Origin of the sequence: Actinobacillus equuli (assembly GCF_900636745.1) — a bacterium.
Classification (GTDB): Bacteria; Pseudomonadota; Gammaproteobacteria; order Enterobacterales; family Pasteurellaceae; genus Actinobacillus; species Actinobacillus equuli.
Window position 1 is genome coordinate 869,519 of record NZ_LR134310.1, and the last position, 13,800, is coordinate 883,318.

Genomic DNA, 13,800 nt, shown 5'->3' on the forward strand with positions numbered 1-13,800 from the left:
TTATATGGCTGAGATTCTTCAATTCTCACAACACGACTTACATATGCTCAAAGAAGAAACCGTCTATAAAGGGCATTTTGAACTGAAAAAAATGCACTTTCGCCATAAATTATTTTCCGGCGAAATGAGCGGTGAAATTGTGCGTGAATTATTAATTAAAGGGGCTGCGTCTGCACTGATTGCCTATGATCCGGTTCGTGATAGCGTAGTATTAGTAGAACAGGTTCGTATCGGCGCTTATGATCCTCGTTCGGATAAGTCGCCTTGGCTACTGGAACTGGTTGCCGGTATGGTAGATAAAGGAAATGAAGATCCGGCGGACGTAGCAATCCGAGAAGCACAAGAAGAAGCCGGCTTATACGTAGAAAAGGTGGAACATGCTCTGAGCATTTGGGATAGCCCGGGCGGACAATTGGAGCGTTTACATTTATTCCTTGGTTTAGTCGATAGCTCAGCGGTTCAATCAGGGGCGGTACACGGCTTGGAAGAAGAAGGCGAGGATATTTTGGTACACGTTGTCAGCCGTGAACAAGCCTATCAATGGGTTTGCGAAGGGAAAATCGACAATGTGATTGCCGTTGTCGGCTTACAATGGCTTCAACTTAATTATCAAAAATACCAAAAGTAAGAAACCTTTTGTTTGATTGACTAAAATTTTGCCCTCTTTTGGAGGTAATCGAGGGCAATTGATTGATAAATATACAAAAAAACGTAAATTTCTGTGAAAAATGAGGCATAACGCTCATTTTTAATCATCAGTAGCTGATAAACTAAAATAACATAGTAAAGTATTGAGCTACGAGAGCATAAAAGTAGTCGCTTAATAAGGAGAAAATAATGAACGGCTTTTATTCGCTAGGTAAAAAGGAACCTGTTGTGCGATTACTTCAAATCACTGATCCTCACCTATTTTCCGCTGAACATGAAAAATTACTCGGCGTAAACACGACAGACAGCTTTCAAGCAGTACTTGAGCAAATCCGACAAACTTCGTTTAACTATGATTTAGTGCTTGCTACCGGTGATCTTATTCAAGATCACAATCCTGAAGCCTACCATCGTTTTGCTGAAATGGTTAAGCAGCTTGCTAAACCGGTTTTTTGGTTGGAAGGAAATCATGATAGACAGCCGCAAATGAGCCTCTATTTAGGCAAGCATCCGCATATTCAATCAGAAAAACAAATTTTGGCAGGCTCGCACTGGCAAATACTCTTGCTTAACAGTCAAGTTGCAAACGCGCCTAGTGGGAATTTATCCTTCGGACAACTTGCTTGGTTAAATAGCAAATTGGCTGAATACCCGGATCGCTACACTTTGGTTGTATTACATCATAATATCTTACCAACTAATTCTGCATGGCTTGATCAGCATTGTTTAAAAAATAGTAACGCTTTGGCGGAAGTATTAAGCCGTTATCCGAATGTTAAAGCCATTTTACACGGACATATTCACCAAGAAGTCGATGCTGATTGGAAAGGTTATCGTGTGTTGGCAACCCCTTCAACTTGCATTCAATTTAAACCGAACTGCGATGAGTTTACCCTTGATCTCTTACCGCAAGGCTGGCGAGAACTCAGTTTATTTGAAGACGGTAGGATAGAAACCGAAGTGAAGCGGTTAAATTCGAATGCCTTTTTACCGGACTTTCAGTCCAAGGGCTATTAAGAAGAAAAGTGTACGGAAATAAAAATGGCTAGGTATAAAACCCAGCCCATTTTAATACATAATGAATAAAATTTTTAACTGTCCGAATCAAGTCCGCACGTATAGATAGACGCATTAACTTTTAAATAGTTCATGCAAATGATTCTTTTTTCGTAGAGATCCGACCATAAATCTATTTCGTAACTAAAACCATCTGCCTCACTCTAAGATGGTTATATTTTGTCCTTACGCAAACGATTAAGTTCCGTTACAAACAGTATTCGAAAGATTTTTACTTTCGAATCGAAAATTTTTGCAAATAATTCTGTTTATCTATTTAAAATTTTCTAAAATTCTTGTATCTTTTTACTTTCGCAAATTCCTGTGAAAATCAACCCGCTTGAAGGAACTTCCACAATGTCTGTAAAAAGAGTATTTGATTTAATTAAAGATAACGATATCAAATTCGTAATGTTAAAATTTACCGATATCAAAGGTAAAGAACACGGTGTTTCACTCCCGGTAAGTTTAATCGGTGACGATTTAGAAGACTTATTTGAAGAAGGTAAAATGTTCGACGGTTCGTCTGTTGAAGGTTGGAAAGCAATCAATAAAGCCGATATGCTTTTAATGCCAATCGCCGAAACCGCTGTTGTTGACCCTTTCGCTCGAATCCCTACTCTTACTATCCGCTGTAGCATCTACGACCCAAACACAATGCAATCTTATGACCGCGACCCGCGTTCAATCGCTATTCGTGCGGAAAATTACTTAAAATCAACCGGTATTGCTGACAGCGTAATGTTTGGTCCGGAACCGGAATTCTTCTTATTTGATGATGTACGTTATAACGTTGGTATGAACAACGTGTCATACAAAATTGATGATATTGAAGCGGCTTGGAACACAAATCGTAAATATGAAGACGGCAATACAGGCTATCGTCCGCTCAAAAAAGGCGGTTACTGTGCAGTTGCGCCAATCGACTCGGCACACGATATTCGTTCGGAGATGTGCTTAATTTTAGAAGAAATGGGTTTAGTCGTTGAAGCACACCACCACGAAGTGGCAACAGCCGGTCAAAATGAAATTGCGACGAAATTTAACAGCCTAACGTTAAAAGCGGACGAAACACAGATCTATAAATATGTGGTACAAAATGTTGCGTTAGAACACGGTAAAACAGCTTGCTTTATGCCAAAACCGTTTGCAGGTGATAACGGCTCAGGCATGCACTGTAATATGTCGTTAAGCAAAGACGGCAAAAACGTATTTATGGGTGACAAATATGCTGGTTTATCTGAAACGGCTCTTTATTATATCGGCGGCATCATTAAACACGCTAAAGCATTAAATGCGTTTACCAACCCAAGTACAAACTCATACAAACGTTTAGTACCGGGATTTGAAGCACCAGTATTATTAGCTTATTCAGCGAGTAACCGTTCGGCATCAATCCGTATCCCAGCGGTAACCAGCCCGAAAGCAACGCGTGTTGAAGCTCGCTTCCCGGATCCATTAGCAAACCCATACCTCTGCTTTGCGGCGTTATTAATGGCAGGTTTAGACGGTGTAATTAATAAAATTCACCCGGGCGATGCAATGGATAAAAACCTTTATGACTTACCACCGGAAGAACTTAAAGAAATTCCAGCAGTGGCAAGCTCATTAGAAGAAGCGTTAGATTCACTTGAAGCTGATTATGACTTCTTAACTCAAGGCGGCGTATTCTCGAAAGAATTCGTAGATGCGTATATCGGCATCCGCCGTAAAGAGGTTGAGCGTTTAAATATGACGCCACACCCGGTAGAATTCGAAATGTATTACGCATAATTGCAAAAAGATCAAAAAAGGCGACCAAGCGGTCGCCTTTTTTCTTACTACTTAAACTAATGATCTTTATTCGAATGCTGTTTACAACAGCGTTTCGGCACGGGATCTTCGCCGCCTTCACTCCAAGGATGGCAACGGGCAATTCGTTTTGTCGCCAGCCAACCACCTTTTATCGCACCATGCACTTTAATCGCTTCGACTGCATAAGTTGAGCAAGTCGGATAAAAACGACAACGAGGCCCAATTAACGGACTAATGCAATAACGATAAAAATAGATTGGTAGCAATAATAAACGAGCCCCAATTGAAAGTGTTACTTTTACACCTACGGCTTTTTCGCCAGACGGATGTGACGAGCCCATAGCTTCTCCAACATCGCAAAAAGAGTGGCATTATCAAGCTTACCAATACCGCCTTTTGCTACAAATACGAAATCTACACTTGGTAATTCATGCTGCTTTAAACGAAAGCTTTCACGCACAATACGTTTAATACGGTTACGATCGTGAGCACGCTTTAAATGTTTTTTAGCAACAGTTAAACCAAGACGAGGAGTATCGAGATTATTACGACGAGCGAGAATAGTAAGTTCGGGAGTGCTAGCTCGAAGCGGTTGTTCGAACACAGCTTTAAATTGAGTGGGAGCTAACAAGCGTAGCTCCCGAGAAAAGGTTAGCTTTTTCACAGATGTGATAAGGCTTTGCTTTAACTGCAAATTATGCAGATAAAGATTTACGACCTTTAGCACGACGACGTGCTAAAACTTGACGACCGTTTTTAGTAGCCATACGAGCACGGAAACCGTGAGTACGAGCACGTTTTAATACAGAAGGTTGAAATGTACGTTTCATTGCTATCTACCTAAATATTTAAATATGTTGGCTGGAATTAAATCTTTGCCAAACGAGGACCATAAAAAAGAGTTGCGATTTTACCGATAAATTAAACAAAAATCAAGGACGAAAGCAAAATACCCTTCGATTATTTGCAAAGTTTTTCCGAAAAAAGACCGCTTGATATAGATTATCACCTATCTCTGTAATTAACACAAAAATTCTATTTGTTTTCATATCCGAATTAACGCAAAATTCAGTTATTTCGATCCATATTCAAAGAGCTTTCTTATGACCTCAAACAAAATCGGCGTACTACTGGCGAATCTCGGCACTCCTGATGAGCCGACAGCTCCGGCGGTAAAACGCTATCTTAAACAATTTTTAAGTGATCCTCGTGTGATCGACTTATCTAAATTCAAATGGCAATTGATCTTAAATGGGATCATTTTACCCAGAAGATCGCCTAAAGTAGCAAAACTGTATCAAGAGATCTGGACAGAGCAAGGATCACCGCTACTCTCAATTTCTCGCCAACAACAGCAAGCGCTACAAAATTACTTTAATCAACAAAACCGCAACGTCTTAGTAGAGCTTGGGATGAGCTACGGTAATCCGAGTATCGAAAGCGCAACCGACCGATTAATTAAAGCCGGTGTGAGTAAAATCATCGTGTTGCCGCTTTATCCGCAATACAGCAGTACTACAACCGCCTCGGTGTTAGATGCTTTTGCTCGCGGTTTAACGCAACAACGCAAAATCGTGCCGTTTGAGTTTATTCATAGTTATCACGACGATCCGCTTTATATTCAGGCGCTGGCGAATACGATTCAGTTAGCCGAAGATGAAAAATTATTGTTTTCGTTCCACGGTATTCCTAAGCGCTATCAAACTGAAGGTGATTTTTATCCGGAACATTGCCAGCAAACCGCACAATTAGTTGCAGATAAATTATCGCTTTCTGACGAACAATGGTTGGTAACTTATCAATCTCGTTTTGGCGATGAAGAATGGTTACAACCTTATACCGATGAAACATTAGAAAAATTACCGAGCCAAGGTGTGAAAAAAATTGCCGTGATTTGCGCCGGCTTTTCTGCGGACTGTTTAGAAACATTGGAAGAAATTGCCGAGGAAAACAAAGAAAACTTCCTCAACGCCGGTGGACAATCTTATCGTTACATTCCGGCACTCAATGCCAATGCCGATCACATCGCAGCATTAGCTAAATTAATTGAAGCTAAAATCTAAAAAACAAGCGGTCTAATTTCCAATTTTTTTACATTTTTAAAACGTAAAAATACACGAAAATACGACCGCTTTTTCTTTCCCTAAATGACATTTCGTTTTTGTGAAATCAATCACAGTAATCTTTTATTATCTATACTATATTTTCTCTGCCTATCATAACTCAATTAAGGAGAAAACATGAGTAATGAAGTAAGTACGAAGAAATTGATAGTTGGGACAATTTCATTGCTATGTGCCATCATTTTCTTTGGTGGTTTTGCCAAAGATTTATGGGGTGGAATCTTTGATTACAGTAAACTTACCGGGCAATTTCCCGAATGGCTAAAAACATCGGGCGGTACAAGTGCCAAAGGCGGATTTATCTTTGCTTTAACATTAGTTCCGAGTGTGATGTTAGCATTAGGATTTGTCGCGATTTTTGAACACTTCGGGGCATTATTAGCCGCATCCAAATGGCTAAGCCCTATTTTAAAACCGCTGATGGGTATTCCCGGTGTTTGTTCTATTTCTTTAATTGCCAGTACGCAAAGTACCGATGCCGGTAGTTCCACTACTCGCCTCCTACGCAACGAAAATCAAATCAGTCATAAAGAATTACTGATTTTTGCCGCATTCCAATTTAGTGCCGGTGCCTTCTTAACAAATTTCCTTTCTTCTTTCGCTCCTCTTTTATTGATTACCGATAAAGCCGGTAGTGTCGCACCGCTTTCCATTGCAATGTGCTTAGGCATTATTTTCTTGTTTAAAATATTCGGAGCGAATCTAATGCGTCTGTATGTAAAAAAATTCGTTAAAGATGATGAGGTGGGTGTATGAATAACAGCAACGACAACAAATTAGTCACCGACGTATTTATCGAAGGGGCAAGAAAAGGGTGGAATATTGCGATAACCAGTACCATTCCGAATGTGTTAATGGCATTTGTCATTATTTATGTACTCAACGCATCAGGATTACTAAAACTGCTTGGTGAATATATCGGATTTATTATGGCACCTCTCGGATTACCCGGCGAATCAATAGCGGTATTTTTAGCAGCATTTCTAAGTTGGGGCGGTGCTGCCGGTGTGTTAGTTGCCTTAGTGCAAGAAGGTACATTAAACGCACAGCATATCGCTATCTTATTACCGGGTATGGCACTTGTCGGTTCGACTGTGCAATATATGGGACGTGTTTTAGGCGTATTAGGCGTTCCCGGTAGACACTATCTCGTATTATTCGGTATCTGTATTGTCAATGCTTATTTAGCGATGTTATTAATGAGATTTATCGTCTAATCAGGAGTAAATTATTATGCAAAGTAGTCAATTAAATGACTTTCTTCATGAGTTAAAAACGATTACGGATATTGAAAGCCCCGCATCTCATATTAGCGGTGTAGATCAAGTTGCCGACTGGTTTATTCAAAAAGCAGAAAAGCTTGGGCTTTCCCATAAAAAAATCCCAATGAATAGTGATAAAGTTGCAGATTGTTTACTCATTAGCAATAATCCCGATGCGGAACAATTCGATATTTTGTTTATCGCGCATATGGATACGGTTTTCCCTGTCGGCACTGCAAGCTATGTGCCTTTTACCAATGACAGAGAAAGAATTAATGCTTTGGGCGTTATCGATGACAAATCCGGTGCATTGCTGAGTTTTTATGTTTTACAGGAACTTGATTTAACTAAATATAATATTGCGGTTTACCTAAATTCTCACGAAGAGATCGGATCTACCTATGCCAAAGACAGTATTCGTGAATATGCTCGTAAAGCCAAATATTGTTTTGTTATGGAGCCAGCTCGAGAAGACGGCTCAATGGTGGCAACCAGAAAAGGAGTAATTACTTATAAAATTGATTTCCATGGTGTTGCCGCACATGCGGGCAATAATCCGGAAAGAGGTCGCTCTGCATTAGTCGAGGCTGCGAATTTTATTGTCGAATTTTCAAAATTAAACGACTTTGAAGTCGGACATACCTTTAACTGCGTCATCAATAACGGAGGCAGTGCGCATAACGTTATTGCGGATTTTGCCTCCTTAACGATTGAAATGCGCTACCGTTTACCGTCTTCCGTTGAATATTTCGAGCGACATTTAAAACGAGTACTGGATAATCCTTTTGTGGCCGGAGTAACCGCAACTAAGGTATTAGTGAACAGCGAAGCACCTATGATTGATGAAGTAAACTTGCCAAAAGTGAAACAGATCTTTGACGAAGTAGGTAAACAGCTTCAATATCCAATCAAATGGGTCGATGCAGGCGGCTTAAGTGACGGCAATATTGCAGCAGCATCAGGTTGTTTAACGATTGATGGCTTAGGACCAACAGGTGGTAATATGCATGCAAAAACCGAATATTTAGAAGTCAATTCGATTGTTCCTAAATGTAATTTGGTCGTTGCCGTAATTAAACGTTTATTTGATGCTCATTAATCAATAAGAAATCAGCCTACAAATTCCTATTTTTGTAGGCTGATACTTTTATCCATTCCCCGTACGCTTACAACAACAATCATTCAGGTGATCATCAACCAATCCCATCGATTGCATAAAAGCGTAACAAGTGGTTTCGCCGACAAATACAAAACCTTTCTTTTTTAACGCCTTCGACATTGCAGCTGAAACTTCCGTTTTTGCTGGTACAACGGATAAATCCGGTACATCGTTAATTTGTGGTTTATCGCCAACAAACGCCCAGATAAACCGGCTGAAGTCTTCTCCGTTTGCTTGCATAGTAAGATAAGCCTTGGCATTTTTAACAATCGCTTCCAGTTTAGCTCTGTGGCGAATCAAACCGGTATTTTGCATAAGTTGGTCAATATCCGATTCCGTCATTTGTACAATACGCTCCGGATCAAACTGGAAAAATGCCTGACGGTAAGCCTCACGCTTTTTCAAAACCGTAATCCAAGAAAGCCCCGCTTGTTGCCCTTCTAAACAAATTTTTTCAAATAATTTGCGACTATCAAATTCCGGCTTTCCCCATTCTTGATCGTGATAATTGATATAAATTTCACTTTCGCCAACCCAGCCACAACGTGTAACCATTTGCAATTTTCCTCACAAAAATGACCGCTTATCAAATAATAAGCGGGCTAATTTATAAATAAATTTTCCAACCTTCGGCAAGTTTCATTAATCGGATTTGATTATCCTTTGATAAATATCCGCCTTTGACCGCATCTAAAATTATGCCTTGCGGTAAATTTGCTGAAAATAGTTCCGCTTGAGCTTTATCTTCGGATAAAACGACATAAATCGCCAAATCCTGATTTACAGGATCAGCTAAACGAATGTTTGCTACTTGAAAAGGTTGTACACATTCTTTTTGCAAAAATGAATAACTAAAACCACTCGATGATAAGCAACCGTACTTGTCTCGTTTTACACTGATACTTTCTTGGTGAACTTCACAAGAAGCCAGAAAACCAATAAATACACTGATGAGTAATAATGTTCGCATTGTAAAAAATTGATGAAAAAAGACCGCTTGTTCGCACTCACAAGCGGTCATATTTTAGCTAAAAATTACTATTTTTTCGGTAAATAACGTGTTGGGTCAACAGACTTACCTTTGTAACGAATTTCAAAGTGAAGTTTGTTACTATTTGTACCGGTACTACCCATTTTCGCAATGGTTTCTCCAGCATTTACGGTATCTTGCTCATCCACCTTAATGCTGTCGTTATGCGCGTAAGCACTTAAGAAATCATCGCTGTGTTTAATGATAATTAAGTTACCGTAGCCTTCTAAAGCATTACCTGCATACACCACTTTACCTGCCGCTGCCGCTTTTACATCTTGCCCTTTGCTACCGGCAATATCAATACCTTTGTTACCACCTTCGGCAGAAGAGAAACCGGATACAACACGACCGGCTGTCGGCCATTGCCATTTAAAGTTTGAAGCCGGTGCAGCTACCGTATTAGAACTAGAGTAGCTAGGTGCTGTTGCGGTTGTTGCACGTACAGCTGGTATAGTTGCAGCTGTTGCTACTACGCCACCTGATGCCGCTGTTGCAGCCGTACCCACTGAAGCTCGAATACCGTTATTTGCCGTTGATGTCGCAGCCGGAGCAACAGCGCCGGTACTTGCTTTTACCGGACCGGTAATATTACCGTCAGAAGAGTAAGTGGTTCCGTTTGCACCTTGCTGATAAGTGATTTTCGGTTCTACCGGCACCGTCACTTTTTCTTCAACCGTAACGGTTTCTGTCGCCGATTTACCTGTTTTCAATTTTTGCCCAACGGTTAATTGGTACGGTTCGCTCATATTATTTAATGCGGCAATTTCTTTTACGTCTTTACCGATAATATAAGCGATCAAGAACATCGTATCGCCTTTGCGTACCGTATAAGTTGAGCCGTCATAAAAGCCTTTTTGAATTTGACTATATACCGGCGCATTATTCGCATCACGCGGGATCTCGAAATTTTGATTTACTTTTTTCTCCACTGTTTTTGTCTTTTTAACAATCTTTGTGGCTGTTTGAGGCTGAGCCGGCTGTTCGGTAATAACGGGATTGGTTACCACAGGCTGAGAAACAGCCGGCACACTCGCCGGTACATTTCCCATTGAGCTTGGCATCGATGCCGGTTGAATATCAGACTGCCAACCGTAAGTTGTCGGCGCCGTACCGGATACCGGTTGCATTACACCCGGGCTTAATTCCGTGCTATCTTTTGCACTCACTACCGGCGCCGGATCATTTGAACTACATGCAGTTAAAATAAGTGCGGCTACAGGCAATAGGAGAAACGATTTCTTCATTTTGTTACGTGTCCTTTTTTATAAATAGGTTACTTAGTCATCGACGCCGGCATTGGCGCTGATTCCACTTCTGAAGTCCAGCTATAACTGCCTTCCTCTGCACCAGAACCTGAAACAGGTTGCATAACGCCCGGTGCTAATTCCGACTCATCCTTTGAAACAGACTGATTTGAGCTACACGCACTCAAACCAAGCGCTAATGGAATTAAAAACCATACTTTCTTCATTTCACTTTCCTAAATCTATAAACGAATAAAACGACAGTCGTCATTACGGCTGCCGTTAAACAAATGATAATGTTGGCATATTATCTTACACGCAGTACTTGACCGACTTGTAATTTAGTCGTGGTACTGATGTTATTCAATGCTGCGATTTGTGCCGGTGTTTGACCGGTTAAGTAGGAAATAAGATACATCGTATCGCTTTTGCCTACTGTATAGTTGCTGTCAGTATAACAACCTTTAACCATTTGCGCATATACCGGTGTCCCCATACTATCACGTATCACTTGGCAATTACCGATAGTTTCAGATTGCGCTACCGAAGTTGCTTGCGGCTGAACTGCTACCGGTTGCGGTTGTTGTACCGGTTGTGGTGCAGCGCTATAAGTTGTCTGCGGTGTGTTGTTGTAAGTGGTTGGCGCTTGCCCTATCGTATGAGTTGGTGCAGAACTCATTGAAGCCGGCATATCCGTTGCCTGAATAGTTTCAGCTGATTGCCAAGTCGGAATCGCAGAGGTTGTTGATGAAGCTGTTGCTTCTGCTACGCTTGCTTCCGATTCAGAAGAAGAATTACAAGCGGTTAACGCTAACGATACCATTAATGGCAAAAGTAAAAGTGACTTTTTCATATAATATCCTTACTTAAATAATTCATAAGCCAGATAAGCGACAACTGCCAATGCAATCGTCCCCCAGCCAATTAATTCGATAGAACGGCGGATTTTTTCTGCATATTTTTCACCGCCCCATGCCGAAAGTTTGGCAACTAAAATAAAACGAGCAAAGCGTGAAACAGCGGCGGTAACCACAAACGGGAAAAACGCCATTTGCATTACACCTGCACAGATTGTAAACACTTTATACGGAATTGGCGAGAAGCCGGCTAAAAAAACAACCGCAACACCCCAAGTTTCAAACCAAGATTTCGCTTTGTCGAAGTTTGCTTGCATTCCCCAATCGGCAATGATGCCTTGCACCCAATCAAACGCATATAAACCGATAAAATAACCGATTATACCGCCTAAAACCGAAGCAACGGTCGTATAAATAGCATATTTAGTTGCATTTTGCGGTTTACTCATCGACATTGGAATCAGCATCACATCCGGCGGAATTGGAAAGAAAATCGCCTCAATAAAACTCACAAAGCTTAACCAAAAAGCAGCGAAACGGTGTTTAGACCATTCCATTGTTTTATCATAAATTGTACCGAACAATTTCATTTAGAAAATATCCTCTAACGCTTGGATTGAATAATGGGCAGTCATATCCGCCTGAATCGGCGTAATTGACACGTAATCGTGTTCTAATGCGTAGAAATCCGTCCCTTCGCTGGCATCCACTGGTACGCCATTTGCACCTAGCCAATAAATTGTTGAACCTCGAGGATCTTCTCGTTTGACAATTTCCGCAGCCGGAGAACGATGTCCCAAACGGGTCACCATCACACCTTTTACTTGTTCGTACGGCACATCCGGCACATTAATATTTAAAATCTGACGTGCAGGTAAAATACCTTTTTGTACCTTCGGCAATAAATCCAATACGACTTGCGCCGCTGTTTCAAAATGATTATTACCGAATAGATGTCCCTGTGACTTTTTACCGACAAGTGAAACCGCTAAGCTCGGCAATGGTAAATGTCGCCCTTCCAATGCAGCGGCAACCGTGCCGGAATAGACAACATCATCACCTAAATTGGCACCGTGATTAATGCCTGAAATCACTAAATCAAATGCGGTCGATAAAAAACCGTTAAGCGCTAAGTGTACACAATCTGCCGGTGTACCCGCAATCACAGAATAGTTAAATTCATCAATTTGATGTACACGAATAGGCTCCATCAATGTAAGGCAACTTGAGGCCGCGCTACGATTGCGATCCGGTGCAATAAGTGTCACCACATGTCCTGCATCACGTAATGTTTTTGCTAACGTTTGAATGCCCTGCGCATGATAGCCATCGTCATTACTGATTAAAATATTCATTATTCTTGTTCCGTTAATTGAATTAATTCACGTACTAGTGCGGTCGCATAACTACCTGAATCTAAAAAGAATTTAAGGCGTAAACCTTCAGACTCGAATTCCCATGAAAAGTTTTGCGGTTTACAGAACATTGCGCGGCGTGCATTTGCCATTCGCTCTTTCTTCATTAATTCGACTAATACCGCATGACGTTCAACTATCGCTTTTTCTATTTCATTCGCATTTGATTCTAACGATTTTTCACCGATTAACGGCGCAGTTAATAACACATCACCCGAATCGAGTCGCAGCTGAGTTTCAGCAATTTCATTTTGTTCGACCACAAAGAAACTGTTCGAACCAGATAATTGCACATAATCACCGGCTAAAACGGTTTGGGTTAAACAATCCGCAATACGTTGCGAAACCACCAAATTAAACACTTCACTACGTGCTGCCGATAGATAGAAACTGCGTTTTTTGCGATCTTTAACGTTAATTTCACCATTTGCCCAACGAAGTGCTTGGGTTAAATTATGACCATCACGCCCAAAACGTTGTTCGGTAAAATAATTTGGAAATCCGACCGCTTGTAATTGGCTTAAGCGTTGGTTGAGTTCATCCGATTTACTTACATCACGTAACAGCAATTCAAAATGATTACCGACTAAGCTACCAACACGAATCTTACGGTTATGGCGAGTGATTTCTAAAATCTCTACGCCCTCACATTCAAATTGTGAAAAATCCGGCGTTTCTTTACCGGCTAAATGCAAGCAAAACCACTGTTCGGTTACGGCATGGCGATCTTTAAGCCCTGCATAACTCATATTTTTTGCCGAGATACCGACAAACTTCGCTAACTGTTCGCCGACAAATAACGTATTCGCATTGGTTTTACGGATTTTCACCGCAACAAATTCGCCTTCGCCGCTAAGCGGATAACCCAGCTCTTCTCGCACGATAAAATCTGCAAATTCCGCCTTTAATCTGCCCGCTTGCTGTGGCTGTCCTAAGAGATAATTTAATTGCATTACACGCCCTTTTATAAAGCATAAAAAAGGCATCCGAAGATACCTTTCAGCCGTTTCTTTCAAATAGTATTATTCTATCAGTTATAGCTAACTTTTAAACCTGCATATTTGCTTTTCTCGCAGAAAAGAAAAAATGTTTAACCCGCTCTGTGGATTATTGATATAAATCGTAATTCTTTCAGAAAAGAATCAAATTCTTTTGCAAAATTTGATATAGTTCACACCGCTTATATTTTTTATATTCAAACTCAATAGG

The 13,800-nt window shown here is 40.7% G+C and carries 18 protein-coding genes; 7 read left to right on the forward strand and 11 right to left on the reverse strand.

All coding sequences use genetic code 11. The features are described from left to right. Positions 1–4: 4 nt before the first annotated feature. The 3 genes from nudF (at position 5) to glnA (ending at position 3,477) form a co-directional block, all read left to right on the forward strand. Entirely contained in the window at positions 5–628 is a 624-nt protein-coding gene (gene nudF / locus EL121_RS04010) for an ADP-ribose diphosphatase (RefSeq protein ID WP_039197867.1), read from the forward strand. Positions 629–837: 209 nt separating this feature from the next. Continuing rightward, positions 838–1,665: a 3',5'-cyclic-AMP phosphodiesterase gene (gene cpdA / locus EL121_RS04015; RefSeq protein ID WP_039197869.1), complete on the forward strand. Its 828-nt coding sequence runs from the start codon at positions 838–840 to the stop codon at positions 1,663–1,665. Positions 1,666–2,061: 396 nt separating this feature from the next. Next, positions 2,062–3,477: a type I glutamate--ammonia ligase gene (gene glnA / locus EL121_RS04020; RefSeq protein WP_039197871.1), complete on the forward strand. Its 1,416-nt coding sequence runs from the start codon at positions 2,062–2,064 to the stop codon at positions 3,475–3,477. A 56-nt stretch (positions 3,478–3,533) separates the two neighbouring features. On the opposite strand, the gene yidD is transcribed toward glnA, so the two are convergent. The 3 genes from yidD to rpmH are packed head-to-tail and all read right to left on the reverse strand — an operon-like array spanning position 3,534 to position 4,328. Next, positions 3,534–3,839, reverse strand: a complete 306-nt coding sequence (gene yidD, locus EL121_RS04025; RefSeq protein WP_039197873.1) for a membrane protein insertion efficiency factor YidD — start codon at positions 3,837–3,839, stop codon at positions 3,534–3,536. Then, positions 3,803–4,162: a ribonuclease P protein component gene (rnpA, locus tag EL121_RS04030; protein ID WP_081978389.1), complete on the reverse strand. Its 360-nt coding sequence runs from the start codon at positions 4,160–4,162 to the stop codon at positions 3,803–3,805. The genes yidD and rnpA overlap by 37 nt, the downstream gene beginning before the upstream one ends. A gap of 31 nt (positions 4,163–4,193) precedes the next feature. Continuing rightward, entirely contained in the window at positions 4,194–4,328 is a 135-nt protein-coding gene (gene rpmH / locus EL121_RS04035; RefSeq protein ID WP_005599701.1) for a 50S ribosomal protein L34, read from the reverse strand. A gap of 273 nt (positions 4,329–4,601) precedes the next feature. Between rpmH and hemH the strand changes: the two genes are divergently transcribed. From hemH to EL121_RS04055, 4 genes are all read left to right on the forward strand, one after another. Continuing rightward, positions 4,602–5,561 carry a ferrochelatase gene (gene hemH, locus EL121_RS04040; protein WP_039197877.1) on the forward strand — a complete coding sequence of 320 codons (960 nt, stop codon included), beginning with the start codon at positions 4,602–4,604 and terminating at the stop codon, positions 5,559–5,561. A gap of 177 nt (positions 5,562–5,738) precedes the next feature. Beyond that, on the forward strand, positions 5,739–6,377 hold the full coding sequence (locus EL121_RS04045; RefSeq protein ID WP_039197879.1) for a nucleoside recognition domain-containing protein: 639 nt from the start codon (positions 5,739–5,741) through the stop codon (positions 6,375–6,377). Beyond that, positions 6,374–6,838: a YjiG family protein gene (locus EL121_RS04050; RefSeq protein WP_039197881.1), complete on the forward strand. Its 465-nt coding sequence runs from the start codon at positions 6,374–6,376 to the stop codon at positions 6,836–6,838. Before EL121_RS04045 ends, EL121_RS04050 begins: the two co-directional genes overlap by 4 nt. A 16-nt stretch (positions 6,839–6,854) precedes the next feature. Beyond that, the gene (locus tag EL121_RS04055) at positions 6,855–7,982 is read left to right on the forward strand and encodes a M20/M25/M40 family metallo-hydrolase (protein WP_039197884.1); all 1,128 of its coding nucleotides are present in this window, start codon (positions 6,855–6,857) and stop codon (positions 7,980–7,982) included. 48 nt (positions 7,983–8,030) lie between these two features. On the opposite strand, the gene EL121_RS04060 is transcribed toward EL121_RS04055, so the two are convergent. From EL121_RS04060 to truD, 8 genes are all read right to left on the reverse strand, one after another. Continuing rightward, entirely contained in the window at positions 8,031–8,597 is a 567-nt protein-coding gene (locus EL121_RS04060) for a DNA-3-methyladenine glycosylase I (protein ID WP_039197887.1), read from the reverse strand. Positions 8,598–8,649: 52 nt separating this feature from the next. After that, entirely contained in the window at positions 8,650–9,012 is a 363-nt protein-coding gene (locus EL121_RS04065) for a hypothetical protein (RefSeq protein ID WP_039199048.1), read from the reverse strand. A gap of 68 nt (positions 9,013–9,080) precedes the next feature. Beyond that, positions 9,081–10,319: a peptidoglycan DD-metalloendopeptidase family protein gene (locus tag EL121_RS04070; protein ID WP_039197889.1), complete on the reverse strand. Its 1,239-nt coding sequence runs from the start codon at positions 10,317–10,319 to the stop codon at positions 9,081–9,083. A gap of 29 nt (positions 10,320–10,348) precedes the next feature. Further along, on the reverse strand, positions 10,349–10,546 hold the full coding sequence (locus EL121_RS04075) for a flagellar basal body L-ring protein FlgH (RefSeq protein WP_039197892.1): 198 nt from the start codon (positions 10,544–10,546) through the stop codon (positions 10,349–10,351). Positions 10,547–10,626: 80 nt separating this feature from the next. Next, positions 10,627–11,172 (reverse strand): LysM peptidoglycan-binding domain-containing protein, encoded by a 546-nt coding sequence (locus tag EL121_RS04080; RefSeq protein ID WP_039197895.1) that lies wholly within the window; start codon positions 11,170–11,172, stop codon positions 10,627–10,629. Between the two features lie 9 nt (positions 11,173–11,181). Further along, positions 11,182–11,766, reverse strand: coding sequence for a YqaA family protein (locus EL121_RS04085; protein WP_039197898.1), 585 nt, complete (start codon positions 11,764–11,766; stop codon positions 11,182–11,184). Further along, complete coding sequence (gene surE, locus EL121_RS04090; RefSeq protein ID WP_039197899.1) at positions 11,767–12,531, reverse strand: 5'/3'-nucleotidase SurE; 765 nt, start codon at positions 12,529–12,531, stop codon at positions 11,767–11,769. Then, positions 12,531–13,544 (reverse strand): tRNA pseudouridine(13) synthase TruD, encoded by a 1,014-nt coding sequence (truD, locus tag EL121_RS04095; RefSeq protein WP_039197901.1) that lies wholly within the window; start codon positions 13,542–13,544, stop codon positions 12,531–12,533. The genes surE and truD overlap by 1 nt, the downstream gene beginning before the upstream one ends. Positions 13,545–13,800 lie beyond the last annotated feature (256 nt).

Bases quoted from the DNA above. Each gene is read 5' to 3' on its own strand.
- nudF (WP_039197867.1), top strand. From the start codon at position 5: ATGGCTGAGATTCTTCAATTCTCACAACACGACTTACATATGCTCAAA.
- cpdA (WP_039197869.1), top strand. From the start codon at position 838: ATGAACGGCTTTTATTCGCTAGGTAAAAAGGAACCTGTTGTGCGATTA.
- glnA (WP_039197871.1), top strand. From the start codon at position 2,062: ATGTCTGTAAAAAGAGTATTTGATTTAATTAAAGATAACGATATCAAA.
- yidD (WP_039197873.1), bottom strand. From the start codon at position 3,839: ATGGGCTCGTCACATCCGTCTGGCGAAAAAGCCGTAGGTGTAAAAGTA.
- rpmH (WP_005599701.1), bottom strand. From the start codon at position 4,328: ATGAAACGTACATTTCAACCTTCTGTATTAAAACGTGCTCGTACTCAC.
- hemH (WP_039197877.1), top strand. From the start codon at position 4,602: ATGACCTCAAACAAAATCGGCGTACTACTGGCGAATCTCGGCACTCCT.
- EL121_RS04045 (WP_039197879.1), top strand. From the start codon at position 5,739: ATGAGTAATGAAGTAAGTACGAAGAAATTGATAGTTGGGACAATTTCA.
- EL121_RS04050 (WP_039197881.1), top strand. From the start codon at position 6,374: ATGAATAACAGCAACGACAACAAATTAGTCACCGACGTATTTATCGAA.
- EL121_RS04055 (WP_039197884.1), top strand. From the start codon at position 6,855: ATGCAAAGTAGTCAATTAAATGACTTTCTTCATGAGTTAAAAACGATT.
- EL121_RS04060 (WP_039197887.1), bottom strand. From the start codon at position 8,597: ATGGTTACACGTTGTGGCTGGGTTGGCGAAAGTGAAATTTATATCAAT.
- EL121_RS04065 (WP_039199048.1), bottom strand. From the start codon at position 9,012: ATGCGAACATTATTACTCATCAGTGTATTTATTGGTTTTCTGGCTTCT.
- EL121_RS04070 (WP_039197889.1), bottom strand. From the start codon at position 10,319: ATGAAGAAATCGTTTCTCCTATTGCCTGTAGCCGCACTTATTTTAACT.
- EL121_RS04075 (WP_039197892.1), bottom strand. From the start codon at position 10,546: ATGAAGAAAGTATGGTTTTTAATTCCATTAGCGCTTGGTTTGAGTGCG.
- EL121_RS04080 (WP_039197895.1), bottom strand. From the start codon at position 11,172: ATGAAAAAGTCACTTTTACTTTTGCCATTAATGGTATCGTTAGCGTTA.
- EL121_RS04085 (WP_039197898.1), bottom strand. From the start codon at position 11,766: ATGAAATTGTTCGGTACAATTTATGATAAAACAATGGAATGGTCTAAA.
- surE (WP_039197899.1), bottom strand. From the start codon at position 12,531: ATGAATATTTTAATCAGTAATGACGATGGCTATCATGCGCAGGGCATT.
- truD (WP_039197901.1), bottom strand. From the start codon at position 13,544: ATGCAATTAAATTATCTCTTAGGACAGCCACAGCAAGCGGGCAGATTA.